18 protein-coding genes, 1 tRNA gene and 1 pseudogene are annotated in these 22,394 nt (G+C 69.6%); 5 read left to right on the forward strand and 15 right to left on the reverse strand.

The window, feature by feature from the left end; all coding sequences use genetic code 11:
* Window positions 1–64 precede the first annotated feature (64 nt).
* Window positions 65–342 (forward strand): annotated as a pseudogene (locus F7R91_RS28440) (PIN domain-containing protein); the annotation flags it as partial.
* Between the two features lie 72 nt (window positions 343–414).
* Here the strand turns inward: F7R91_RS28440 and F7R91_RS28445 are convergent.
* From F7R91_RS28445 to F7R91_RS28460, 4 genes are all read right to left on the reverse strand, one after another.
* Window positions 415–1,851, reverse strand: a complete 1,437-nt coding sequence (locus tag F7R91_RS28445; RefSeq protein ID WP_150952952.1) for a GH1 family beta-glucosidase — start codon at window positions 1,849–1,851, stop codon at window positions 415–417.
* Between the two features lie 176 nt (window positions 1,852–2,027).
* The gene (locus F7R91_RS28450; protein ID WP_150952955.1) at window positions 2,028–2,936 is read right to left on the reverse strand and encodes a carbohydrate ABC transporter permease; all 909 of its coding nucleotides are present in this window, start codon (window positions 2,934–2,936) and stop codon (window positions 2,028–2,030) included.
* Window positions 2,937–2,948: 12 nt separating this feature from the next.
* Window positions 2,949–3,962, reverse strand: coding sequence for a carbohydrate ABC transporter permease (locus F7R91_RS28455; protein ID WP_150953072.1), 1,014 nt, complete (start codon window positions 3,960–3,962; stop codon window positions 2,949–2,951).
* Window positions 3,963–3,967: 5 nt separating this feature from the next.
* Window positions 3,968–5,329, reverse strand: coding sequence for an ABC transporter substrate-binding protein (locus F7R91_RS28460; RefSeq protein ID WP_150952958.1), 1,362 nt, complete (start codon window positions 5,327–5,329; stop codon window positions 3,968–3,970).
* Window positions 5,330–5,672: 343 nt separating this feature from the next.
* Between F7R91_RS28460 and F7R91_RS28465 the strand changes: the two genes are divergently transcribed.
* Complete coding sequence (locus F7R91_RS28465; RefSeq protein ID WP_150952960.1) at window positions 5,673–6,728, forward strand: LacI family DNA-binding transcriptional regulator; 1,056 nt, start codon at window positions 5,673–5,675, stop codon at window positions 6,726–6,728.
* 104 nt (window positions 6,729–6,832) lie between these two features.
* Here the strand turns inward: F7R91_RS28465 and F7R91_RS28470 are convergent.
* The 3 genes from F7R91_RS28470 to F7R91_RS28480 form a co-directional block, all read right to left on the reverse strand.
* A tRNA-His gene (locus F7R91_RS28470) sits at window positions 6,833–6,905 on the reverse strand.
* Window positions 6,906–7,018: 113 nt separating this feature from the next.
* A complete protein-coding gene (gene orn / locus F7R91_RS28475; protein WP_150952963.1) occupies window positions 7,019–7,621 on the reverse strand; it encodes an oligoribonuclease in 603 nt (200 codons plus the stop codon).
* A 109-nt stretch (window positions 7,622–7,730) separates the two neighbouring features.
* Window positions 7,731–8,969, reverse strand: coding sequence for a helix-turn-helix domain-containing protein (locus F7R91_RS28480; protein ID WP_150952966.1), 1,239 nt, complete (start codon window positions 8,967–8,969; stop codon window positions 7,731–7,733).
* Window positions 8,970–9,796: 827 nt separating this feature from the next.
* Here F7R91_RS28480 and F7R91_RS28485 point away from each other — a divergent pair.
* Together F7R91_RS28485 and F7R91_RS28490 are read left to right on the forward strand one after the other, a co-directional pair.
* Window positions 9,797–10,324: a universal stress protein gene (locus tag F7R91_RS28485; RefSeq protein ID WP_150952969.1), complete on the forward strand. Its 528-nt coding sequence runs from the start codon at window positions 9,797–9,799 to the stop codon at window positions 10,322–10,324.
* Between the two features lie 150 nt (window positions 10,325–10,474).
* Complete coding sequence (locus F7R91_RS28490) at window positions 10,475–11,041, forward strand: GPR1/FUN34/YaaH family transporter (protein WP_150952973.1); 567 nt, start codon at window positions 10,475–10,477, stop codon at window positions 11,039–11,041.
* A 115-nt stretch (window positions 11,042–11,156) separates the two neighbouring features.
* On the opposite strand, the gene glmS is transcribed toward F7R91_RS28490, so the two are convergent.
* The 3 genes from glmS to F7R91_RS28505 all read right to left on the reverse strand — a co-directional run bounded on the left by glmS (window position 11,157) and on the right by F7R91_RS28505 (window position 14,263).
* The gene (glmS, locus tag F7R91_RS28495) at window positions 11,157–12,974 is read right to left on the reverse strand and encodes a glutamine--fructose-6-phosphate transaminase (isomerizing) (protein ID WP_150952976.1); all 1,818 of its coding nucleotides are present in this window, start codon (window positions 12,972–12,974) and stop codon (window positions 11,157–11,159) included.
* A gap of 13 nt (window positions 12,975–12,987) precedes the next feature.
* Window positions 12,988–13,245: a hypothetical protein gene (locus tag F7R91_RS28500; RefSeq protein ID WP_150953075.1), complete on the reverse strand. Its 258-nt coding sequence runs from the start codon at window positions 13,243–13,245 to the stop codon at window positions 12,988–12,990.
* Window positions 13,246–13,378: 133 nt separating this feature from the next.
* Window positions 13,379–14,263, reverse strand: coding sequence for a DUF4429 domain-containing protein (locus F7R91_RS28505; protein WP_150952979.1), 885 nt, complete (start codon window positions 14,261–14,263; stop codon window positions 13,379–13,381).
* A gap of 80 nt (window positions 14,264–14,343) precedes the next feature.
* Between F7R91_RS28505 and F7R91_RS28510 the strand changes: the two genes are divergently transcribed.
* A complete protein-coding gene (locus F7R91_RS28510; protein ID WP_150952982.1) occupies window positions 14,344–15,933 on the forward strand; it encodes a beta-N-acetylhexosaminidase in 1,590 nt (529 codons plus the stop codon).
* A 56-nt stretch (window positions 15,934–15,989) separates the two neighbouring features.
* On the opposite strand, the gene F7R91_RS28515 is transcribed toward F7R91_RS28510, so the two are convergent.
* From F7R91_RS28515 to F7R91_RS28535, 5 genes are all read right to left on the reverse strand, one after another.
* Complete coding sequence (locus F7R91_RS28515) at window positions 15,990–17,759, reverse strand: IucA/IucC family protein (RefSeq protein WP_150952985.1); 1,770 nt, start codon at window positions 17,757–17,759, stop codon at window positions 15,990–15,992.
* Complete coding sequence (locus tag F7R91_RS28520) at window positions 17,756–18,310, reverse strand: GNAT family N-acetyltransferase (protein WP_150952988.1); 555 nt, start codon at window positions 18,308–18,310, stop codon at window positions 17,756–17,758. Before F7R91_RS28520 ends, F7R91_RS28515 begins: the two co-directional genes overlap by 4 nt.
* Window positions 18,307–19,593, reverse strand: a complete 1,287-nt coding sequence (locus tag F7R91_RS28525; RefSeq protein ID WP_150952991.1) for a lysine N(6)-hydroxylase/L-ornithine N(5)-oxygenase family protein — start codon at window positions 19,591–19,593, stop codon at window positions 18,307–18,309. The genes F7R91_RS28520 and F7R91_RS28525 overlap by 4 nt, the downstream gene beginning before the upstream one ends.
* Window positions 19,577–21,019, reverse strand: coding sequence for a lysine decarboxylase DesA (desA, locus tag F7R91_RS28530; protein WP_150952994.1), 1,443 nt, complete (start codon window positions 21,017–21,019; stop codon window positions 19,577–19,579). The genes F7R91_RS28525 and desA overlap by 17 nt, the downstream gene beginning before the upstream one ends.
* Before the next feature lie 413 nt (window positions 21,020–21,432).
* On the reverse strand, window positions 21,433–22,299 hold the full coding sequence (locus tag F7R91_RS28535) for a siderophore-interacting protein (RefSeq protein WP_150952997.1): 867 nt from the start codon (window positions 22,297–22,299) through the stop codon (window positions 21,433–21,435).
* Window positions 22,300–22,394: the final 95 nt, after the last annotated feature.

The following is a 22,394-nucleotide window of genomic DNA, read 5'->3' on the forward strand; positions in this document are numbered from 1 at the left end:
AACCCTGCTGTGCGCCTCCTTCCGTTTGCCTGCGCGTCCGGAACCCCTGACGGGCGTTCGGGGAGCGAAGAGCGCAGAGGACAGGGCCGCCCTGGTCCAGGACCTGGACGCGCTGTTCGGCTGGACCCCCTGCACGACCGGGCCCTGACACGCGCATGGGACGTGCAACGGGAACTCACCGAGAAGGGACGGCACCGTTCCGCAGGTGCCGTGGATCTGCTCGTCGCTGCGACGGCGGAACTCCAGGGCCTGACCGTGCTGCACTACGACAGCGACTTCGAGACGATCGTCTCGGTCACCGGGCAGCCGACCCAGTGGCTCGCGTCATCGGACAGTCTCTGAGCGTGTCTCTGAGCGTGCCCTGCGAACCGTGAGGCGCGGCACCTCCCCTCCGCGCGCCGCGCCCCGCCCCGGCTACACCCCCTCGGGCCCGGGCAACGCCCCCGTCCGCGCCGCCTCCCCGTACCACCGCGCGCTCGACTTCGGGGTGCGGGCCAGTGTCGCGTAGTCGACGTACACCGCGCCGAAGCGCTTGCCGTAGCCGTAGGACCACTCGAAGTTGTCCATCAGGGACCACAAGAAGTAGCCCCGGACGTCCGCGCCGTCCGTGATGGCCCGGCGCACCGCCGACAGATGGCCGTGGAGGTACGCGATGCGTTCCGGGTCGTGGACGCGGCCGTCGGGGTCGGGCTTGTCGTCGTAAGCCGCGCCGTTCTCCGTGATGTACAGCGGCAGCCCCGGCGCCTCCCGCGTGTAGCGCATGATGAGTTCGTGCAGGCCCGTCGGGTCGATGGTCCAGCCCATCTCGGTGCGCTCGCCGGGCGTCTGGTGGAAGGCGACGTCGTCCGCGCCCGGCCAGGGAGAGTGCTCGCTGGCGCCGTGACCGTCGGCGCGCGGGGCACTGATCTCCGTGTCCGCCGCCGACACCAGCGTCGGTGTGTAGTAGTTGAGGCCCAGCGCGTCCAGCGGCTGGTGGATCGCCTCCAGATCACGGTCCTGGACGTACGACCAGTCCGTCACCAGCTCCGTCGCGGCGAACAGCGTCTCCGGGTACGCGCCGTGCAGCATCGGGCCGTGGAACACACCGTTGGCCAGGTCGTCGATCTTGCGGGCTGCGGCCACGTCCGCCGGATCCCGGGAAAACGGCCTCACCACCGAGGAGTTGAGGCTCACCGCGACCGCATTGCGGGCCGGCAGGACCGACCGCAGGGCCGAAGTGCCCAGCCCATGCGCCAGGTTGAGGTGGTGCGCCGCCCTCAGCGACGCCGCCGGGTCCGTACGGCCGGGAGCGTGCACCCCGGAGCCGTAGCCCAGGAACGCGCTGCACCACGGCTCGTTGAGCGTGATCCACTGCTCCACGCGGTCGCCCAGCGCCTCGCCGACGAGCTGCGCGTACTCGGCGAAGCGGTACGCCGTGTCCCGCTCGGGCCACCCGCCCGCGTCCTCCAGCTCCTGCGGCAGGTCCCAGTGGTAGAGCGTGACGGCCGGCTGGATGCCGTGCGTGAGCAGCTCGTCGACCAGGCGGCGGTAGAAGTCCAGTCCCACCTGGACGGCGGGGCCGCGGCCCGTGGGCTGGACCCGGGACCAGGAGACGGAGAAGCGGTAGGCGCTCAGGCCCAGCTCCGCCATCAGCGCCACGTCCTCGCGGTAGCGGTGGTAGTGGTCGACAGCGATGTCACCGGTCTCGCCGGCGGCCGTCTTTCCCGGCGTATGGCTGAAGGTGTCCCAGATGGACGGGGTGCGGCCGTCCTCCCGCACCGCGCCTTCGATCTGGTACGCGGAGGTCGCCGCGCCCCAGAGGAAGGCGGGAGGAAAGGTCACCGGGGTCACCGGCTGTGCGGACTCAGGCATGGAAGCGCTCCCATAAGGGGTCGTGGAGACCGATGATCGGGGGGAGGACAGCAGGGCGGAAAAGGGAGGAAATAGAAGGACCGACGGGGAGAGAAGGACGACGGAGAGAGAAGGACCGACGGGGAGAGAAGGGGCCGAGGCGGCGCCGGCTCGGCCCCCATTGGAGAACGGCGGGCTCAGCCCTTGACCGCGCCCTGCATGATGCCGCCCACGATCTGCTTGCCGAAGATCGCGAAGACGACCAGCAGCGGCAGCGTGCCCAGCAGCGCGCCCGCCATGATCAGGGACTGGTCGGGGGTGTATCCGCGGCCCAGTCCCGCGACCGCGACCTGCACGGTCGGATTGCCGTTCTGGCTCAGCACCAGGAACGGCCACAGGAAGTCGTTCCAGGTCTGTACGAACATCAGCATCCCCAGGACCGCCATCGCGGGGCGGGCCGCCGGGAACACGATGTGCCACACCACGCGCCAGCTGCTCGCGCCGTCCACCCGGGCCGCCTCGATCAGCTCGTCCGGCAGCGCCTGCAGCAGGTACTGCCGCATGAAGAACACCCCGAACGCGCTGACCAGCGACGGCAGGATCACCGCCTGAAGCTGGTCGGACCAGTCGAGCTCGGCGACCATCATGTACAGCGGGATCACACTGAGCTGCGGCGGCACCATCATCGTGCCGATCACGATCAGCATCAGCGCGCTACGGCCCCTGAAGCGCAGCTTGGCGAAGGCGAACCCGGCGATCGTCGACAGAACGACGATGGTCGCCGCCGAAACGCCCGCCACGAACGTGGTGTTGAGGAACGCCTCGCCGAGGTTGGCGTCGTTCCAGGCGAGATCGAGGTTGTCGAAGAGGTTCGAGCCGAACCAGAACGGCGGCGGGGTCTGCGCGAGCCGCTGGTTGTCGCGCGAGGCGGCGATCGCCGTCCACACCAGCGGGAACAGTGAGCCGATGGTGAACAGGGCGAGGATCAGATAGGCGATGGGCCCGGCGTGCAGCGTGCCGCCCGCGCGGGCCGACCTGGGCAGCCGGGACCGCCTCGGCGGTTCGGGCGCCGCGTCGGCCGGGGGTTTCGTCAGGGTCGTCGTCACGGCCGGTTCTCCTTAACTACTGGCGCGCAGCCGGCGCGAGATGACGTAGTTGACGATCCCGATCACGATGAGGATCAGGAACATCGTCCAGGCGATCGCGGAGGCACGGCCCAGGTGCTGATTGACCCAGCCCTGCTCGTACAGATACAGGCCGAGCGTCTGGAACTGGTGCTCCGCGCCGCCGGACGCACCCTTGTTGGCGTCGAACAGCAGCGGCTCGCCGAAGACCTGGCTGGCGCCGATCGTCGAGACGACGACCGTGAACAGGATCGTCGGCCGCAGCGAGGGCAGCGTCACATGGAAGAACTGCTGCCAGCGGTTGGCGCCGTCGAGCGCCGCGGACTCGTACAGGTCCTGGGGGATCGCCTGCATCGCCGCCAGGTAGATCAGCGCGTTGTAGCCGGTCCACCGCCAGATGATGATCGACGACACGGCGAGCTGCGAGGGCCACTTGTCGTTCTGCCAGTCGATCGCGTCGACGCCGACGAAGTCCAGCGCCCAGTTGATCATGCCGTAGTCACGACCGAAGAGCAGCACGAAGACCAGCGAGGCGGCGGCGATCGATGTCGCGTACGGCGCGAGCATCACGACGCGGTAGAACGTCGACGCGCGCAGCTTGTAGTTGAGGATGTGGGCGAGCCCCATCGCCATCAGCAGCTGCGGAACGGTGGAGATGATGCCGATGGTCAGCGTGTTCCTCGCCGCGTTCCAGAAGAAGTCGTCGTCGAAGATCCGTGTGTAGTTGCGCAGCCCGGCCCACTCCATGTCGGTGGGCGCGGTCAGCTCGACCGTGTGCAGCGAGGCCCAGCCGGTGTAGATCAGCGGGAACAGGCCGAAGGCGAGGAAGAGCAGGAAGAACGGGGAGACGAACGCGTACGGGCTCCAGCGCATGTCCCGCTGCCAGCGGCGGGACAGCCGGGCCCGGCGGCGCCTGTCCGCCTCGGGCACGGCAGCGGCGGCCGGACGGCCCGGGGCCGCGCCCCCCTCCTTCGCGGGGGGCGCGGCGGTGTCGTGCCGGGTGGCCATACCGGTCACTTCTCCAGGTTGTTGTCGATGGTCTTGGTGGCCGTGTTCCAGGCCTCCTCGGGCGACTTGCCCTTGGTGACGAGGATGACGCCGTTGTCCGTCAGGCCCTGCTGGATGATCTGGTCCTTCGGGCCGATGACCTGGACGGGGCTGGCCTTGGCGGCCTCCGCGAAGATCTTGCCGATGGGGGCCTCACCGGTCATCTCGTTCTGCGCGCCGGTCACCTCGGCCGAGCTGTACGCGGCCTGCGCGCTCGGGAAACTGCCCTGCACGCCGAACAGCTTGGCCTGCTGCTCGGGCGCGGTCAGCCAGGCGGCCAGCTCCGCGGCCTCCTTCACATGCCTGCCGCTCTTCGGCACGGTCAGGAACGAGCCGCCCCAGTTGCCGGACTTGGGCGCGACGGCCACGTCCCACTGGCCCTTGGCGTCCGGCTTCGACTTGCCCTTGATGTAGCCGAGCATCCACGGCGGGCAGGCCATCGCCGCGAACTTCACGTTGGCGATCGTCTGGTCCCAGGCCGGCTGGAACTGCGTCTGCGCGCCGACCAGCCCGTCCTCGGCGGCCTTCGCGGTCAGGTCGAAGGCGCTCCTGACGGCCGGGTTCGTCTTGTAGATGACCTCGCCGGAAGAGTCGTAGAACTTCTCCTTCTCACTGCTCAGCACGGCGTTGAGCAGTCCGCCGGGGGAGTCCATGAAGGTGGTGCCCTTGGGCGCCTTGGCCTTGTACTGCTTGCCGACGCCGACGAACTTGTTCCAGTCGCCGGCCCACAGCTTGCCGACCTCCTCGCGGCCGGTGGGCAGACCGGCCGCCTTGAACAGGTCCTTGCGGTAGCAGATCGCCATCGGGCCGACGTCGGTGCCGAGGCCGATGGTCTGGCCGCCGGACGTGGTGGCCTGCGCCCACTTCCAGTCCAGGAAGCTGCTCTTGTTCACGCCCGAAACCTTGGAGAGGTCCTCCAGCTTGCCCGCCTGGGTGCTCACGATCTCGGCTATGTTGCCGACTTCGACGCCCTGGATGTCCTGCAGGCCGCTGTTGGTGGTGAGGTGGTTGACGAGCGCCGGGTAGTAGTTCTCGTTCCGCTCGGTGACGTTCTCGGCGATCTTGATGTTCGGGTGGGACTTCTCGTACTCGGCGTAGAGTCCGGCCTCCTTGAAGCCGAACGTGCCGAAAAGTCCCAGCGTGATGGTGGTCTTGCCCTTGCCGCCGCCCGACGACGAGCCCTCGTCGCCGTTGTCGCCGTCGTCGGCACAGCCGGCCAGCAGCCCGGCGCCCAGTGACGCGACGGCCGCGAGGACCAGCGCTTTGCGGGCGATGGGGTTCCCCCCGCTCGAGCGCAGCCGAGAGTGGGGGAGGGTACGTGCTCGCATTGCGTCCTCCTGTTGCCCTGACGTGCCGACCCCCCGGCCAACTGCGTTGTCGGGCCCGTTGTTTCAAGCTGCGGCTCGGGCGGGGAACGTGCGGGATGTGTATGTGTCAGGTACTGTGGGAGCGCTCCCACGAGTGATGTGTTGAAGAGTCGCGGGTCGGAACGGGGGTGTCAAGAGTGGGAACGCGGAGAGATGTGTTCAGTTATCGGGCCGTTAGCTGCCGCGGGGCGCGGCGCCTTGCGGCCGGAGCAGCGCGCCTCCTCCAGAGGCGGGCCCGGTTGCCGCGGCGACAGGGCTGTTAGATTCCAGGCCAAGGTGGGTTCGAGGTGGGAAGGCGGAGCCAATGGCAAGCCACGGAGCGCGGGGCCGCAGTGGGGGCCGGCCGACCTTGGAGGAGGTCGCCGCGCGCGCCGGCGTCGGGCGCGGCACGGTCTCCCGGGTGATCAACGGCTCGCCCCGGGTCAGCGGGGCGACGCGCGCCGCGGTCGAGGCGGCGGTGGCGGAACTGGGCTACGTCCCGAACACGGCGGCCCGTGCCCTTGCGGCCAACCGCACCGACGCGATCGCCCTCGTCGTACCCGAGCCGGAGACCCGGTTCTTCGCGGAACCGTACTTCTCCGACATGCTCAAGGGCGTCGGGGCCGAACTGTCGGACACGGAGATGCAGCTCCTGCTGATCTTCGCGGGCAGCGACAAGGAACGCCGGCGCCTCGCCCAGTACCTGGCCGCGCACCGGGTGGACGGCGTCCTGCTGGTGTCCGTGCACGCCGACGACCCGCTGCCCGATCTGCTCGCCCAGCTGGAGATCCCGGCGGTGATCAGCGGCCCGAGGTCGGCCACGGAGGCCCTGGCTTCGGTGGACTCCGACAACTACGGCGGCGCCCGCTCCGCCGTCGAGCACCTGCTGGCCCGCGGCCGCCGCGAGATCGCGCACATCACCGGACGGCTGGACGTCTACGGTGCCCAGCGGCGCGTCGACGGCTACCGGGACGCGCTCACCGAAGCGGGCCGCACGGTGGACGAACAGCTCGTCGAACCGGGGGACTTCACCGAGGAGGGCGGCCGCCGCGCGATGACCGCGCTGCTCGCCCGCCGGCCCTCGCTGGACGCGGTCTTCGCCGGCTCGGACGTGACGGCGGCCGGTGCCCGTCAGGTGCTGCGCGAGGCGGGCCGCCGCATCCCCGAGGACGTGGCCCTCGTCGGCTACGACGACTCGGCCATCGCCCGCCATATGGACCCGCCGCTGACCAGCGTCCGCCAGCCCATCGAGGAGATGGGCCGCAGCATGATCGACCTCCTGCTGACCGAGATCGCGGACCGCCGCCCGGCGGCGAGCCGGGAACTGGAACGCCGACATGTGGTGCTGGCCACGGAGTTGGTGGAGCGCACGTCCTCGTGAGGCGGGGCCGCCGCGGGTTCGCGGCGGCTCGTTCAGGAGCAGTCGACGGGCCGAACGCAGTCAGCCGGTGACCTCCGACTGAAGGTCACCGGCTGACTACTCAGGGTGAGTGACGGGACTCGAACCCGCGGCATCCTGGACCACAACCAGGTGCTCTACCAGCTGAGCTACACCCACCATGACCGGCGGTTCTCGCGTGGTTCCCCGACCGGCTGAGAAAAAGTGTACAGGGTCCGAAGGGGTGCTCGCGCCAGGGTTTTGCGGCGCCCCCGCGCGGGTCCTGGGGACGGCTACTGGGCAGGCAGGACGTGCTTGGCGGCGATGGTCCGGGCCGTCTCCGAGTCGGGACCCGGCTGGGCCACGAAGATCGCCTCGCGGTAGTAGCGGAGTTCCGCGATGGATTCGCGGATGTCGGCGAGGGCGCGGTGGTTGCCGTTCTTCTCGGGGCTGTTGAAGTACGTCCGCGGGTACCAGCGCCGGGCCAGCTCCTTGATCGAGGAGACGTCGACGATCCGGTAGTGGAGGTAGTCCTCCAGCGTCGGCATGTCACGGAGGAGGAAACCGCGGTCGGTGCCCACCGAGTTGCCGCACAGCGGGGCCTTGCCCGGCTCCTTCACATGCTCGCGGACGTATGCCAGGACCTGCTCCTCGGCGTCCGCCAGCGTCGTGCCGCCGGGCAGTTCCGCGAGCAGTCCGGACGCGGTGTGCATCTGACGCACCACCTCCGGCATCGTCTCCAGGGCCGAGTCCGGCGGACGGATGACGATGTCCACCCCCTCGCCGAGTACGTTCAGCTCGGAGTCGGTGACGAGGGCGGCCACCTCGATGAGAGCGTCGTCCGACAGCGAGAGGCCGGTCATCTCGCAGTCGATCCACACCATGCGATCGTTCATGCGTCCACCCTAAGGCTGACGTCCGCCCACGAGGTCCCCGGAGTCGGTGTGAGCCTCGAACGCCGGACGGGCTGACTTTCCCGTCCGGCGTTTCAAGGTCGCCGTTGCCTCAGCTGCCGCTGCGCTGCCCCGGCAGGCTCGCCCGGGTCGCCAGGTACGCCTCCGACAGCGACGCCGTCGAGCCCAGTGCGCTCGCCGCCGCGGTGCGGCGGGTCTGCAGCGGGAGCGGGCCGCCCTCCTGGTGCAGGGTGGGCGGTGGTCCCGCCGGGCCCAGGGCGGACGGTGGTCCGGCCGGGCCCGGGGCGGCATCGTCCGTCGGGCGGTCGCCCTGCGGCCTGCGGGCGCGGTACGCGGCCCGGTAGGCGGCAGGGGACGAGCCGAGCTGGCGGCGGAAGTGACCGCGCAGCGCCACCGGCGAGCGGAAGCCGCAGCGGCCCGCGACCTCGTCCACCGAGTAGTCCGACGTCTCCAGGAGGCGCTGCGCCTGCAGCACCCGCTGGGTGATCAGCCACTGCAGCGGCGCGCTTCCGGTCAGCGAGCGGAAGCGGCGGTCGAAGGTGCGCCGGCTCATGTAGGCCCGCGCCGCCAGCGTCTCCACGTCGAACTGCTCGTGGAGGTGTTCCAGCGCCCAGGCGACGACCTCCGCGAGGGGGTCGGCGCCGATCTCCTCGGGTAAAGACCTGTCGAGGTAGCGCTCCTGACCGCCGCTGCGGCGCGGCGGGACCACCAGGCGCCGGGCCAGGGCCCCTGCCGCCTCGTTGCCGTGGTCCGTCCGCACGATGTGGAGGCAGAGGTCGATCCCCGCCGCCGTACCCGCCGATGTCAGGACGTCGCCGTCGTCGACGAACAGCTCTCTCGGATCCACATGCACCGACGGATAGCGTTTCGCCAGCGTCGGCGCGTACATCCAGTGGGTGGTCGCGGGGCGGCCGTCCAGCAGGCCGGCCGCCGCGAGCACGAAGGCGCCGGTGCACAGCCCGACGATGCGGGCGCCTTCCTCATGGGCCCGGCGCAGTGCGTCGAGCGCCTCCTCCGGTGGCGGGGAGGTGATCGAACGCCAGGCGGGCACGACGACGGTGCCTGCCCGTGAGATCGCCTCCAGGCCATGTGGTGCGGTGAGTTCCAGGCCCCCTGTGGTCCGCAGTGGGCCTTCTTCACCGCCGCACACCAGTAGTCGGTAGCGCGGCACGCCGGCGTCCTGGCGGTCGATGCCGAATACCGACAGCGGTATGGAACTCTCGAAGATGGGGCCGCCGCTGAACAGCAGCACCGCGACGATCTCCTTGCGGCGTCGCCCGGAGAGTTTCCGGGCCGCGGCTTCCGGCGCGGCAGTGGAGTCGTGGCTCATACTGCTAAGCCCCCCTCGGTGGTCGCGGCTCCTCGGTTGTGTCGCTCCTGCACGTTTCCCCTCGGTCCTGCACGAGTCCCCCGCCGTAAGACGTCAAGATCGAATCTACTGTGTCTCGCGGTGCCGAGGTGACAAGTTCGGCACCCGGCACATTGTCGACATGGCAACTTGGCGTGAAGCATTCGATCACGAAGCGTTGCACTCGTGGGCCGTGCAGGGAAGTGCGCCTTGTCGCAGTGGCCAATCCCCGTAGGGTGCGCAGGGCCCCCGAGGCCCTTTCCGTGCAGGTCGAACGGGGGTTGGAGGGTGGTTGGGGGTGGGGATGCACGTATCTCGGAAGTTGGCTGAAAAGAAGCGGTTGCGTGCGCGGAAACCGGTCAGGCGACCGGTGTATCTCGCCGGGGGCGGAGACTTGGCTCCGTGACACTCGGTGCCGCATCCGTGACAGCGGCCCTGGGCCGGCCCGGCGGCGATGGCGGCGGCCCCGCGGCGATGCGGCGGTTCCGGCCGCTCCGGCGGGGAAGGTGTCGTGCCGGAGCGTGATCACCGGAACGCGGGCGGGTGCCCGGCTGACGCGGGCTGAGGCCCGGCTTGCGCAGGTGAGTGAATCCTGAGCAAACCGCCTGTACACCGCAGCAACCATTGCGTGACGGGCGTCCCCTCGTGCATGCTCCCTGGAACCCCAGCGGAGTGCGCGCGGGATCTGGGCCGTGGAGGCGTGCCGCCGTACCCTTGGGGGTATGGGGTTGGGAAGATGATTCCCGGACACAGCTCCCGTCGCCCACTGTCGTCCCACCCGACACAAGGATCACAACGCCGAGACAGCCATGGCCGGTCACGAATTCTTCGAACCCGCGGACCGCAAGCGGCCCGTCGCCGATCCCACGGCGTCCGAGCCCCAGGCGGCGCAAGAGCCACGCCATTCCTGCGACCCCGCCTTCAAGCACGGCGTCGTGGTCGGTTTCGACGGCTCCACGTCCAGCGAGCGCGCCCTGGCGTACGCCATCGGCATGGCCCATCGCTCCGGCTCCGGCCTGATCATCGTGCATGTCGCCAACCGGCTGCCCACCACCGTGTGGGCGGGCTGCGAACCGCCGGTCTTCGTCGATGTGCCGGATCACCGGACCGAGGTCCTGGGCCTCGAACTCGCCTGTGCGGAGTATCTCTCCGAAGTGCCCTGGATCCTCGTCGAGCGCGGCGGCGACATCTGCCACGAACTGGAGGAGGTCGGGCGGGAGTACGAGGCGGACGCGATCGTCGTCGGCTCCACGCACGGCATCGTCGGTCGGATCTTCGGTTCTGTCGCGGGGCGGCTCGCCAAGCGGGCGCAGCGGCCCGTCGTTGTCATTCCGTAACTCGCCGTTGTCCCTGGTGAGATGCGCCGTCGGCGCGGTCGGACTCCCTTGTGCGGTACGCAAATCTACTCGCGCGTAGAGGTGTTTGTGCCCTTGTGAAGGGCATATATGGCTCACCGCGCAACTGCACATGCATGAAGGGAGCCCGCCGTGGACAACGACGTCTCTGCGGGAAGCGGAACCACTACCGTGGTCGGCCGACTTGCCCTGGGTATCACCCTGTTGGCATTCGGGCTCGGGCACACCGATGTGATCGACGGAGTGTCGGCTGCCGACGCCGTCTCGCTGGCCCACTACGTTGGCGGCGTCGCGCTGTTCGTCGCCGGCCTGTTCGCCTTCCGTGACCGTGACACGGCATCCGGTACGGCCTACTCGGTGCTCGGCGCCCTGTGGTTCACCTGGGCCGTCACGGCCGGCACCACCATGTCCGCCAATGCGGCAGGGCTGTTCCTGCTGCTGTTCGCTCTCGTGACCCTCTCCCTGACCCTCGCGGGCGGGGACCAACTCACGCAGGGCACCTACGGGTTGTTCTTCGTCTCCCTCGTGCTCCTCGCCATAGCGGAGTTCGCGACCAGCGGCAGTCTCACGAAGGTGGGCGGCTGGTTCGCCGTGGCGGCGGGGGCGGTTGCCTGGTACGCGGCGACCGCGGCGTTGGCCCACTGGCCGACGGTGCTTCCGAGGCGTGCTGCCGGCCGAGGTGTGACGGCCACCGGCTGAACGGCAGCAGGTGCCGGGGTGTTGGGCGGCCCCGGCGCATGAAGGGACCCCCGCGTGTCTGGTGGCGACACGTGGGGGTCCGTTCTGTTGCCCGGCCGGTACTACTCCACCGGTACTACTCCACCGTTACCGACTTCGCCAGGTTCCTCGGCTTGTCGATGTCCCTGCCCAGGGCCAACGCCGTGTGGTAGGCGAGGAGTTGGAGGGGGATGCCCATGAGGATCGGGTCCAGCTCGTCCTCGTTCTTCGGGACGACGATCGTCTGGTCGGCCTTCTCCTGCTCCTGGTGGGCCACCGCGAGGATCCGGCCGCTGCGGGCCTTGATCTCCTCCAGGGCCGCGCGGTTCTTCTCCAGCAGGTCGTCGTCCGGGACGATCGCCACCGTCGGCAGCGCCGGCTCGATCAGGGCCAGCGGGCCGTGCTTGAGCTCGGAGGCCGGATAGGCCTCCGCGTGGATGTACGAGACCTCCTTGAGCTTCAGGGAGGCCTCACGCGCCACCGGGTAGCCCCGGACACGGCCGATGAAGAGCATCGAGCGGGCGTCGGCGTACTGCTCGGCCAGCTGCTTGATCTGGTCCTCCTGCTTCAGGACCTCGGTGATCTGCTCCGGCAGCTTCCGCAGGCCCTCGATGATCCGCTTGCCGTCGCGGACCGACAGGTCACGGGTGCGGCCCAGGTGCAGCGCGAGCAGGGCGAAGGCGACCGTGGTGTTCGTGAAGCACTTCGTCGACACGACGCACACTTCCGGGCCGGCGTGGACGTAGATCCCGGCGTCCGCCTCTCGCGCGATCGCCGAGCCGACGACGTTCACGATGCCGAAGACCCGGGCGCCCTTGCGCTTGAGCTCCTGGACCGCCGCCAGCACGTCGTACGTCTCACCGGACTGGGAGACGGCGACGTACAGCGTGTCGGGGTCCACGACCGCGTTGCGGTAGCGGAACTCGGAGGCCGGCTCGGCGTCCGCGGGGATACGGGCCAGCTCCTCGATCATCTGGGCGCCGATCATGCCCGCGTGGTACGAGGTGCCGCAGCCGAGGATCTTCACCCGGCGGATCTGGCGCGCCTCGCGGGCGTCCAGGTTCAGGCCGCCGAGGTGCACGGTGGAGAAGCGGTCGTCGATGCGGCCGCGCAGCACGCGGTCCACGGCGTCGGCCTGCTCGTGGATCTCCTTGTGCATGTAGGTGTCGTGACCGCCCATGTCGTACGACGCCGCCTCCCACTCCACGGTGGTCGGCTCGGCCGTCGTACGGGTGCCCTCGGTGGTGTACGTGCGGAAGTCGTCGGCCTTGAGTGTCGCCATCTCGCCGTCGTCGAGAGTCACTATCTGCCGCGTGTGGGCGACCAGCGCGGCGATGTCGGAGGCGACGAACATCTCCTTCTCGCCGATGCCGAGCACGACCGGGGAGCCGTTGCGGGCCACCACGATGCGGTCGGGGAAGTCGGCGTGCAGGACGGCGATGCCGTACGTGCCCTCGATGACCCGCAGGGTCTCGCGGACCTTGTCCTCCAGCTTCTCGGCCTGGGCGCGGGCGATCAGATGGACGAGGACCTCGGTGTCGGTCTCCGAGACGAACTCGACGCCGTCCGCCTCCAGCTTGCGGCGCAGGTCGGCGGCGTTGTCGATGATGCCGTTGTGGACGACGGCGACCTTGCCCTCGGCGTCGAGGTGCGGGTGGGCGTTCACGTCGGACGGGGCGCCGTGGGTGGCCCAGCGGGTGTGGGCGATGCCGGTGGTGCCCTTGAAGCGCGCCGGGACCTTGGCCTCCAGATCGCGGACCCGGCCCTTGGCCTTGACCATCTTCAGGCCGGTCGACTTCGGGGACGTGATCACTATGCCCGCGGAGTCGTAGCCGCGGTACTCCAGCCGCTGCAGGCCTTCGAGCAGCAGCGGAGCCACATCACGCTTGCCGATGTATCCGACGATTCCGCACATATATCTGTATTCCTCAGCCGTAGACCATGCGGCGCAACTGCCTGAGCGTAAGCTCCGGCGGCGCCACCGCCCGGTATTTCAGGTCCGCCTCGATCCGTTCGAAGATCGCCGTGTTGACCAGACCCTGGGCCTGGAGCTCACGGTGGCGGCGCCGCACGTACTCGTCGGTCGTCTCGTCGAAGTAGGCGAGCACGTCCTGGATCACACGCAGCGCCTCGCCCCGGTTCAGGGGCGTGGTCCGCGTCAGATGATCAACGAGTTCGTCGTGCACCCGGTAGATCCTGCGGTACCGAAGATTGTTTCGCAAGAATCCTGCCCGATTTCGGGCATGTGCCCCGCCCATCGCACGATGATCAAGGGCGGTGCATCGGCCGCCTCCGGCCGCGGGCCGGTGCGGGCGGTTCTCACATTCGTTTGAGGACCGCCTGCTTGGCCATCGTGAATTCCTCGTCCGTCAGGACTCCCGTGCGGTGGAGTTCCCCGAGTTCGCGCAGTCGACGCAGCAGGGCGTCGTGGCCGTCCTCGGCGGTGGCGGCTGTGAGCTGTCGGGGGACGTCGGGTCGCGAGGGGTCCGCGTCCGTGGGGGCCGCCGCCGGGTGGGTGAGCCGGGCCTGCACGGCTGCCGCGACCAGGGCCATCAGCGGGTCCTTCCTGAAGCCCCACAGCTCGACGGCGTTGGGGTCGTACTTCGGCGGCGCCTTGGTCGGGGCGTGGCGCACGGTGAAGCGGAGGTGGCCGTTCTCCAGGCCGGCCGCCGGGTGCCACTCCACGGCGGCGATGTCGGTGAGCGCGAGGACGCGGGCGCCGGCGGCGGACTTGGCGTCCTCCGTCTTCCAGTTCCACTCCAGGCGGACCTGCTCGCCGTCGAAGCTCGCGGTGCCGTCCCCGGCGGACGCCGACAGCGGGACGGACGGGCCCGGCAGCAGGTACGTGTCCACGGGGCCGGCCGGAACCCGGTCCAGGAGCAGCGCGCCCCGGACCTCGTCCACGAAGTACTCGGCGACGCCGTACCGGTCGGACTCGACGATCAGCTGGTAGGGATCGTTCGGCTCGGTGAGCCGGCCGCCGGTCGCGTGCAACAGCGGGTCGGCGCCGTCCCGCAGCCGCAGTCTCACCCGCCCGCTCTTCTTGCCCTGCTCGAAGGAGATGCCGGCCAACGCGCCCAGGGGGACGACGAGTTCACCCAAGGCCTTGCGGAACAGACTGATGTTCTTGTCGCGCCCCGGTGTGAGCCGCAGCGCGTCGCCGTCGAAGACCCACGTGCCGTCCTTCTGCAGGATTTCCGCCATGAGGAGATTGTTTCATCGGCTTGGCGGAAGGGTGGTCTATACCTATCGTGGTGCCTACTCATCCCTTGAAGGGAGCGCATGTGACTCGGCACCACAGAACGCCCCGCCTTCTAGGAACGCTGCTGCTCGTGGCGGCCGCCTCGGTCTCCGCCGTGGGGTCGGCCCCCGCCGCGGCCGGCCCCACGGCCACCCCGCTGGGCAGGGTCGTACCGGCCCCCGCCTCCGTCCGGGCGAGCGGATCCCCGTACCGCATCACCCCGGACACGCACATCCGCGTCGACGCCTCGCGCGAGGCCCACCGCGTCGGCGAGTACCTCGCGGACATCCTGCGGCCCTCCACCGGCTACCGGCTGCCGGTCACCTCGCACGGCACGGGCGGCATCCGGCTGCGCCTGGCCCCGGGTCCCCTCGGCGACGAGGGCTACCGGCTCGACAGCCGCCCCTTCGGCGTCACCATCAGCGCCCGCAAGGAGGCCGGCCTCTTCCACGGCGTACAGACCCTGCGCCAGCTCCTGCCGGCGGCCGTCGAGAAGAAGACCGTGCAGCCCGGACCCTGGCTGATCGCGGGCGGCACCATCAAGGACACCCCCCGCTACGCCTACCGCGGCGCGATGCTCGACGTCTCCCGGCACTTCTTCACCGTCGGCCAGGTCAAGCGGTACATCGACGCGTTGGCCCTCTACAAGATCAACAAGCTGCATCTGCACCTCAGCGACGACCAGGGCTGGCGCATCGCGATCGGCTCCTGGCCGCGCCTCGCCGCATACGGCGGCTCCACCCAGGTCGGCGGCGGCGCCGGCGGCCACTACACCAAGGCGGACTACCAGGAGATCGTCCGCCACGCCGCCTCCCGCCATCTGGAGGTCGTCCCCGAAATCGACATGCCGGGTCACACGAACGCGGCGCTCGCCTCGTACGCCGAACTGAACTGCGACGGTGTGGCACCCCCGCTCTACACCGGCACCGACGTCGGCTTCAGCTCCCTGTGCGTGCCCAAGCAGGTGACGTACGACTTCGTGGACGACGTCATCCGCGAACTGGCCGCCCTCACACCCGGCCGTTCCCTCCACATCGGCGGCGACGAGGCGCACTCCACGAGCCATGAGGACTATGTGGCCTTCATGGACCGCGTCCAGCCGATCGTGGCGAAGTACGGCAAGACGGTGATCGCCTGGCATCAGCTGACCGGAGCGCACCCGGCCGAGGGCGCCCTCGCACAGTACTGGGGTCTCGACGACACCGGCGCCGACGAGAAGGCCCGGGTCGTGAAGGCCGCCCGGAACGGCACCGGGCTCGTCCTGTCCCCGGCCGACCGGATCTACCTCGACATGAAGTACACCGCGGACACGCCCCTCGGCCAGGACTGGGCGGGGCTGGTCGAGGTGAGGCGGTCGTACGACTGGGATCCGGGCACCTACCTCGCCGGGGCGCCCGCTGCGGCGATCCGCGGGGTCGAGGCGCCGCTGTGGACCGAGACGATCGTGACGGACGCCGACATCGACTACATGGCCTTCCCTCGGCTGCCGGGTGTGGCCGAGCTGGGCTGGTCGCCAGCCGCCACACACGACTGGGACGCCTACAAGGTGCGGCTCGCGGCGCAGGGGCCGCGCTGGGACGCGCTCGGGATCGGGTACTACCGGTCGCCGCAGGTGCCGTGGCCCAGCGGGTGAGGAAAGGCTGACGGGCACCCCGCAGGACCGTACTGCGGGGTGCCCGTCCGTCCGTGTCAGAACCCGGCGATGGGGTTCTTCAGGGTGCCGACCAGCTGCAGTGCGCCGGACGGGTCGGCGAGGTCCACCATCTGCCGGTTGTCGCGCAGCTGGAGCCGGTTGAGGCAGGACAGCGCGAACCGAGGGGCGAACATGTCGTACTGCCGGAATGCGTCGGCGAGTTCGGGCACCGACCGCTGGTAGTCGCGGGTGACCTCCGCGACCGTGCGCCAGAAGTCGTCCTCCTCCAGGATCCCCTCGGTGGCCAGGTTCGCGGCGAGGAAGCGGAAGAAGCAGTCGAAGACGTCCGTGAAGATCGACAGGAGCTTGGTGTCCTCCGGCACCTCCACCCGGATCCTCGCCACCTCGGGCGGCAGTACCGCGTCCGGGTCCATGACCACGATCTCCTCGGCGATGTCCTTGTAGACCGCGCGCTGCACCACGCCGTCCTTCAGGACGAGGATCACGTTCTCGCCGTGCGGCATGTAGGCCAGGTCGTAGGCGTAGAAGCTGTGCAGCAGCGGGGTGAGGTATGCCCGCAGATAGTGCCGCAGCCACTCCCGCGGCGCCAGCCCGGACTGCTCGATCAGGGCGCCCGCGAAGGAGGCGCCCTCGTGGTCCACATGGAGGAGAGAGGCCATGGTGGCCAGGGACTCGCCCTCCCGGAGGGACGCCACCGGGCTCTCGCGCCACAGCGCGGCGAGCATCTTCCGGTACGGCGAGTAGTGGTCCGTCGCCGCCTCGTACTCCAGATGCCGGTAGCCGACCGCCGCCCGCTCACGGATGATCGACAGGCCCGTCGACTTCAGGACCGGGTCGCCTTCCACGAGCTGGGCGAGCCAGTCGTTGATCGCCGGGGTGGCCTCCATGTAGGCGGCCGAGAGCCCGCGCATGAAGCCCATGTTGAGGACGGACAGGGCCGTCTTCACATAGTGCTTCGCGGGGTTCGAGGTGTTGAAGAAGGTCCGGATGGACTGCTGGGCCAGATACTCGTCGTCGCCCTCGCCGAGGCAGACGAGGTGCCGGCGCGCGACCTCCGCGGCGAAGGTGACGGTGAGCTTGTTCCACCACTGCCAGGGGTGGACGGGTATGAGGAGGTAGTCGGCCGGGTCGAGCCCCTGCCCGGTCAGCTGCCGGTGGAACCGCTCGACCGTCTCCTCGCCCAGCTCCTCCCGTACGAAGGTCTCGTAGTCGATCCCCACGCCCGCGGTGAACGCGGCACGCGAGCGGTGCGCGGCCAGCCACACCAGCCGGACCGGGCTCGCGGTCTCCGGCGCGTACGACAGATACTCATGGATCCCGAAGCCGAGCCGGCCGTTGTTGGCGACGAAGCAGGGGTGGCCCTCGGTCATCCCGGTCTCGATCGCCTGGAAGCCACTCCTTGTGAGCTCGGCGACCGGGATCTGCGGCTTGGTGAGCTTGTAGCAGGTGCCGGAGAGGGTGGAGGAGATCTCCTCCAGATAGACCGGCAGGACCTCGTCGCTCAGGCCCAGCGACTCCTTCAGCTCGATGAAGAAGTCCAGGGCGGCGAGCGGGAGTTCGGCGTCGTCGCGGTGGCGGGTGATCGAGCCGGCGTCCACCTGCCAGTGGTCGAGGGCGTGGCGGGTGGCGGTGAACCGGTAGCTGGTCAGACCGTCGTCGCTGCGGACGACGTAGGCGTCGCCGTCCCGTTCGGGGGTGAACAGCCGCTCGTGCGCGAACTCGGCGAGTGCCTTGCGGACCAGCAGCCGGTTGGCCCGGCCCCAGCGTTCGGGGGAGAGGTGGGTCACGGAGTCGGTGAGGCTCATGCGCCCTCCCCCGTCGCCGCGACGAACTGCTCCCGGGTGCAGAAGCTCAGCAGCGCCGTCTTTTCCGGCTTCCGGATCTCACGGGCGGGCACGAACCCGACGGCCTCGTTCAGGGCGTGCACCGCCTTGTTGCGCACATCCGGCTCGACGACGACACGGGCGGTGGCGGGGTCCTCGAAGAGGTGCGCCATCACGGCTGTGATGACGGCCCGGGTGAAGCCGTGCACGGGCGTGTCGGCGGGCGCGACCAGGAAGTGCATGCCGACGTCGCCCGGCTCGGGCTCGTACAGGCCGACCAGCTCGCGGTGGGCCGGATCGTACTTCTCCATCAGGAAGGCGGGGACGCCGTCCCACAGGCCGAGGCAGGCGTGGTGGTGCTCGTCGGCCGCGATCTCCATGTACGCGCGCTCGACGTCCTCCAGCCTGGCGTCCTGCATCATCCAGAAGGCCGCCTTGGGGTGGGTGACCCAGCCGTGCAGGAGCTCGGCGTCCTTCAGGGGGTCGAGGGGGCGGACCGTCAGGGTTCCGATGCCGGTGACGGTGGTGCTCATACGGCGAACTCCTGGAAGGCGATCGTCTTCTCGACGGGGTAGTACTCGGTGCCCAGCAGCTCGCGGATGATGCAGCTGTTGCGGTAGGGACCCATGCCCAGGTCGGGGGAGGTGACGCTGTGCGTGTGGACGCCGGCGTTCTGCAGGAAGACGCCCCGGCCCGTGGTGTCGACGGAGTAGTTGCGGGCCACGTCGAAGCGGCCGTGGCCGTCGAAGCGCAGACGGTCGCGGACCGGTTCGAGGAAGGCCGGCTGCTGGTAGTGGTAGCCGGTGGCCAGCACCAGGCCCTCGCTGCCGATCTCGAAGTCCTTGTCCTGCTCGTCCTGGTGGAAGGCGAGCGTGTACGAGCCGTTCTCGTACCGGGCGCCGGTCAGCGTGGAGTTGGTGAGCAGACGGGTGGGCACCGGGCGGTCGCCGCTCTCGACGTTCTTCTGGTACAGCAGATCGAAGATCTCGTCGATCAGTACCGAGTTGATGCCCTTGAACAGGCCCTTCTGCTCCTTCTCCAGCCGGTAGCGGGTCTGTTCGGGCAGCGCGCGGAAGTAGTCGATGTAGTCCGGCGACGTCATCTCCAGGGTCAGCTTGGTGTACTCCAGCGGGAAGAACCGCGGGGAGCGGGTGACCCAGTCGAGCCGATAGCCGTGGACGTCGATCTCGGACAGGAGGTCGTAGTAGATCTCCGCCGCGCTCTGTCCGCTGCCGACGATCGTGATGGACTTCTTCGCCTGGAGCTCCGCCTTGCGGTGCATGTACTGCGCCGTGTGCAGGAAGTCGCCGCCGAGGTCCCGGCAGGCCTCGGGCACGAAGGGGACCGTGCCGGTGCCGAGGACCAGATGACGGGCCCGGTGGACATCACCGGTCTGTGTGCGCACGACGTAGCGCTCGTCCTCGTACGTCACCTCGGTGACCGTCGTGCCGAAGCGGATGCTGGAGAGCTTCGACGCGGCCCAGCGGCAGTAGTCGTCGTACTCGACGCGCAGGGGGTAGAAGTTCTCGCGGATGTAGAACGGGTAGAGTCGGCCCTTCTCCTTCAGATAGTTGAGGAAGGTGTACGGCGAGGTCGGGTCGGCGAGCGTGACCAGGTCCGACATGAACGGGGTCTGCAGATGGGCGCCGGCCAGGAACATGCCCGCATGCCATGCGAAGTCCGGCTTCGACTCCAGGAAGACGCCGTCGAGTTCGGCGATGGGCTCGGTGAGGCAGGCAAGGCCCAGATTGAACGGGCCGAGCCCGATGCCCACGAAGTCGTAGGTCTTCTCGGCGGATTCAGCAAGCGCGGTCAAGGGACTCTCCCAGGTACTGCTCGGCGTGGCCGGCGATCAGGTCGAGGACGGCGGAGATGTCGGCCGTCGTGGTCTCGGGGTTGAGCAGGGTGAACTTCAGGTAGTGGCGGCCGCCGACCTTGGTGCCCGCGACCACGGCGTCGCCGGAGGCGAACAGGGCCTTGCGGGCGTACAGGTTGGCGCGGTCGATCTCGGCCGGGTCGGTGACGGCCGCCGGGATGCAGCGGAAGACGAGGGTGGACAGGGACGGCCGTACGACGATGTCGAAGCGGGGGTCGGCGGCGAGCAGCTCCCAGCCCTCGGCGGCCAGGTCGCAGACCTCGTCGAAGAGCTCGCCGATGCCGTCGGCGCCCATCGTGCGCAGGGTCATCCACAGCTTCAGCGCGTCGAAGCGGCGGGTGGTCTGCAGGGACTTGTCGACCTGGTTGGGGATGCGCTCCTCCACCATGCGGCGCGGGTTGAGGTACTCGGCGTGATAGGTCGCGTGGCGCAGGGTGGAGGCGTCGCGGACCAGCACGGCGGAGGAACTCACCGGCTGGAAGAAGGACTTGTGGTAGTCGACGGTGACCGAGTCGGCGCGCTCGATGCCGTCGATACGGTCCCGGTACCTCAGGGAGGCGAGCAGTCCGCAGCCGTAGGCGGCGTCCACGTGCATCCACGCCCCGAACTGGGCGCACAGCTCGGCGATCTCGGGCAGCGGGTCGATGGAGCCGAAGTCGGTGGTGCCGGCGGTGGCGACGACGGCCATGGGGATCAGACCGTCCTTCTGGCAGCGCTCCAGCTCATGGGCGAGCGCGAGGGTCTGCATGCGCTTGTCGTGGTCGACGGGGATCGACACGACGGCGTCCTGGCCCAGGCCGAGCAGTTTCGCGGATTTCTTCACGCTGAAATGGCTGACCTCGGAGGCGAAGATGCGCAGCCTGGCGAGGCTGTCGCTCTTGGCCTCCTCACGGGCCAGCAGCAGCGCCTGGAGGTTGGACTGGGTGCCACCGGAGGTGAACACGCCGTCGGCGGCCGGGCCGAGGCCGATGCGTGCGGTCGTCCAGTCGATGAGCTTGCGCTCGATGAGGGTGCCGCCGGCCGACTGGTCCCAGGTGTCGAGGGAGGAGTTGACGGCGGCCAGGACCGCCTCGCCGAGCACGGCCGGGATGACGACCGGGCAGTTGAGATGGGCGAGATAGCGGGGGTGGTGGAAGTAGATCGCGTCCCGCAGATAGACGTCCTCCAGCTCGTCCAGGACCGCCGTGGTGTCGCGCAGCGGCTTGTCGAGGTCGATCTGCTCGATACGGGGGGCCAGGGCGTCGACCGCGACGCCGGTGAACGGACGGTCGGTGGTGGCGAGTTTGGCCGCCACCCGCTCCACGCCTTCGGTCACGGAGCGGCGGTAGTGCTCCGCGGTCGTGTCATTGAGCAGGTGCGAGCGCATGTGGGGGTCCTCCGTGGGGGACGGTCCGGCGTGCGGGGAGGGGCAGAGAAGGAGCGGAAGTAGCGACTTCAACTTAGGTAAGCCTAACCTAATCTGGCGTGGTCAAAACGCCGCCCCTCTCGTGACCGCGGTCACGTCGAACGCGATGAGAGCCTGTGTCGCATCCCCGACTGGGCATCCGCCGCCTGGCACGCATTCCCCACGCTCGGCTTCGCTCGGGCGGGGGACCCCATGCCGCGTTGCCGAACCGCCCATGGCTCCTCCCTCACTCTCGGCCGCGCTCGAGCGGGGGCACCCCCCATCGAGGGCGCTCCGGCGCCTTGCGATCGCACGCTCACCCCCACGCGACCGCGCTCGCGCCGGGGAACCCATGACGACGTGCGCCGATCCGGCCGGGGATGTGCCGCAGGCTCCTACTCGCTCTCGCGCAGCTGTTCCTCGGACAGCCCCCGCCGCCAGTAGCCCACGAAGGTGACGCGGCGGCGGTCGATGCCGCGCTCGCCCACGAAGTGGCGGCGCAGCTCCTTCACACAGCCCGACTCGCCCGCGATCCAGACGTACGGGTGCCCGGCGGGCGGGAGTTGGGCGCAGCGGATCGCGCGGAGAGCCATGGGGGAGCTCTCCACGTGGTTCTCCTCGCGCACCAGCCAGGTGATCTCGGCGTCCGCCTCCGTCACCAGGTCCTGGATGTCCCCGGCGTCGTGCACCTCCAGCCAGACCCGGGCACGGGTGCCGGCCGGCAGCGACTCGACGATCGCGGAGACGGCCGGTACGGCGGTCTCGTCGCCCCAGACGACCACCAGATCGGTGTCCTCGGGGGGCCGGAAGCGGATCGCCCGGTTGTCCGCGATCGCCGGGCCGAGCAGCAGGACGCGGTCGCCGGCGGCGGCCCGCGAGGCCCACCGGGAGGCGGGGCCCGCGGGGGCGGCGGCGCCGGGCTCGACGCCGTGCAGGACGAAGTCGATGTCGATCTCCGTCGTACGGCCGTACGCGTCCCGGCGCAGATCCCGGAGCGTGTACGAGCGCATCACCGCCCGTACGTCGTCCGGGAGTTCACGCCATGCCTGCCACCAGCCGTCGTCCAGCTCGACCGGAACGACCGGCTCGGCCTGTCCGGGCTGCGGCAGAAACAGGGACAGACTCTGATCCCGCCCGTCGGAGTGGAACGCCACGAGGTCGGCCCCCGCGAAGGTGACCCGGACCAAGGACGGACCGAGCCGCCGCGTCCGTACGACCTGAAGAGAGAAGAAACGGAACGGGGCGGCAACGGCGGTAGTCATGGATGCTCCTGAGGTGTGACGCGCCCAAGGGGTGCGGGGAGCTGCGCGACCAGCCACAGCCGACCGGCAGTCAACCCGCAACAAGAGCCCCGCGG

Origin of the sequence: Streptomyces luteolifulvus (assembly GCF_008806595.1) — a bacterium.
GTDB classification, from domain to species: Bacteria; Actinomycetota; Actinomycetes; order Streptomycetales; family Streptomycetaceae; genus Streptomyces; species Streptomyces luteolifulvus.

What these genes read in the sequence shown, in the direction of transcription:
- F7R91_RS28445 (WP_150952952.1), bottom strand. Translation starts at nt 1,851, where the DNA reads ATGCCTGAGTCCGCACAGCCGGTGACCCCGGTGACCTTTCCTCCCGCC.
- F7R91_RS28455 (WP_150953072.1), bottom strand. Translation starts at nt 3,962, where the DNA reads ATGGCCACCCGGCACGACACCGCCGCGCCCCCCGCGAAGGAGGGGGGC.
- F7R91_RS28460 (WP_150952958.1), bottom strand. Translation starts at nt 5,329, where the DNA reads ATGCGAGCACGTACCCTCCCCCACTCTCGGCTGCGCTCGAGCGGGGGG.
- F7R91_RS28465 (WP_150952960.1), top strand. Translation starts at nt 5,673, where the DNA reads ATGGCAAGCCACGGAGCGCGGGGCCGCAGTGGGGGCCGGCCGACCTTG.
- orn (WP_150952963.1), bottom strand. Translation starts at nt 7,621, where the DNA reads ATGAACGATCGCATGGTGTGGATCGACTGCGAGATGACCGGCCTCTCG.
- F7R91_RS28480 (WP_150952966.1), bottom strand. Translation starts at nt 8,969, where the DNA reads ATGAGCCACGACTCCACTGCCGCGCCGGAAGCCGCGGCCCGGAAACTC.
- F7R91_RS28485 (WP_150952969.1), top strand. Translation starts at nt 9,797, where the DNA reads ATGGCCGGTCACGAATTCTTCGAACCCGCGGACCGCAAGCGGCCCGTC.
- glmS (WP_150952976.1), bottom strand. Translation starts at nt 12,974, where the DNA reads ATGTGCGGAATCGTCGGATACATCGGCAAGCGTGATGTGGCTCCGCTG.
- F7R91_RS28505 (WP_150952979.1), bottom strand. Translation starts at nt 14,263, where the DNA reads ATGGCGGAAATCCTGCAGAAGGACGGCACGTGGGTCTTCGACGGCGAC.
- F7R91_RS28515 (WP_150952985.1), bottom strand. Translation starts at nt 17,759, where the DNA reads ATGAGCCTCACCGACTCCGTGACCCACCTCTCCCCCGAACGCTGGGGC.
- F7R91_RS28520 (WP_150952988.1), bottom strand. Translation starts at nt 18,310, where the DNA reads ATGAGCACCACCGTCACCGGCATCGGAACCCTGACGGTCCGCCCCCTC.
- desA (WP_150952994.1), bottom strand. Translation starts at nt 21,019, where the DNA reads ATGCGCTCGCACCTGCTCAATGACACGACCGCGGAGCACTACCGCCGC.
- F7R91_RS28535 (WP_150952997.1), bottom strand. Translation starts at nt 22,299, where the DNA reads ATGACTACCGCCGTTGCCGCCCCGTTCCGTTTCTTCTCTCTTCAGGTC.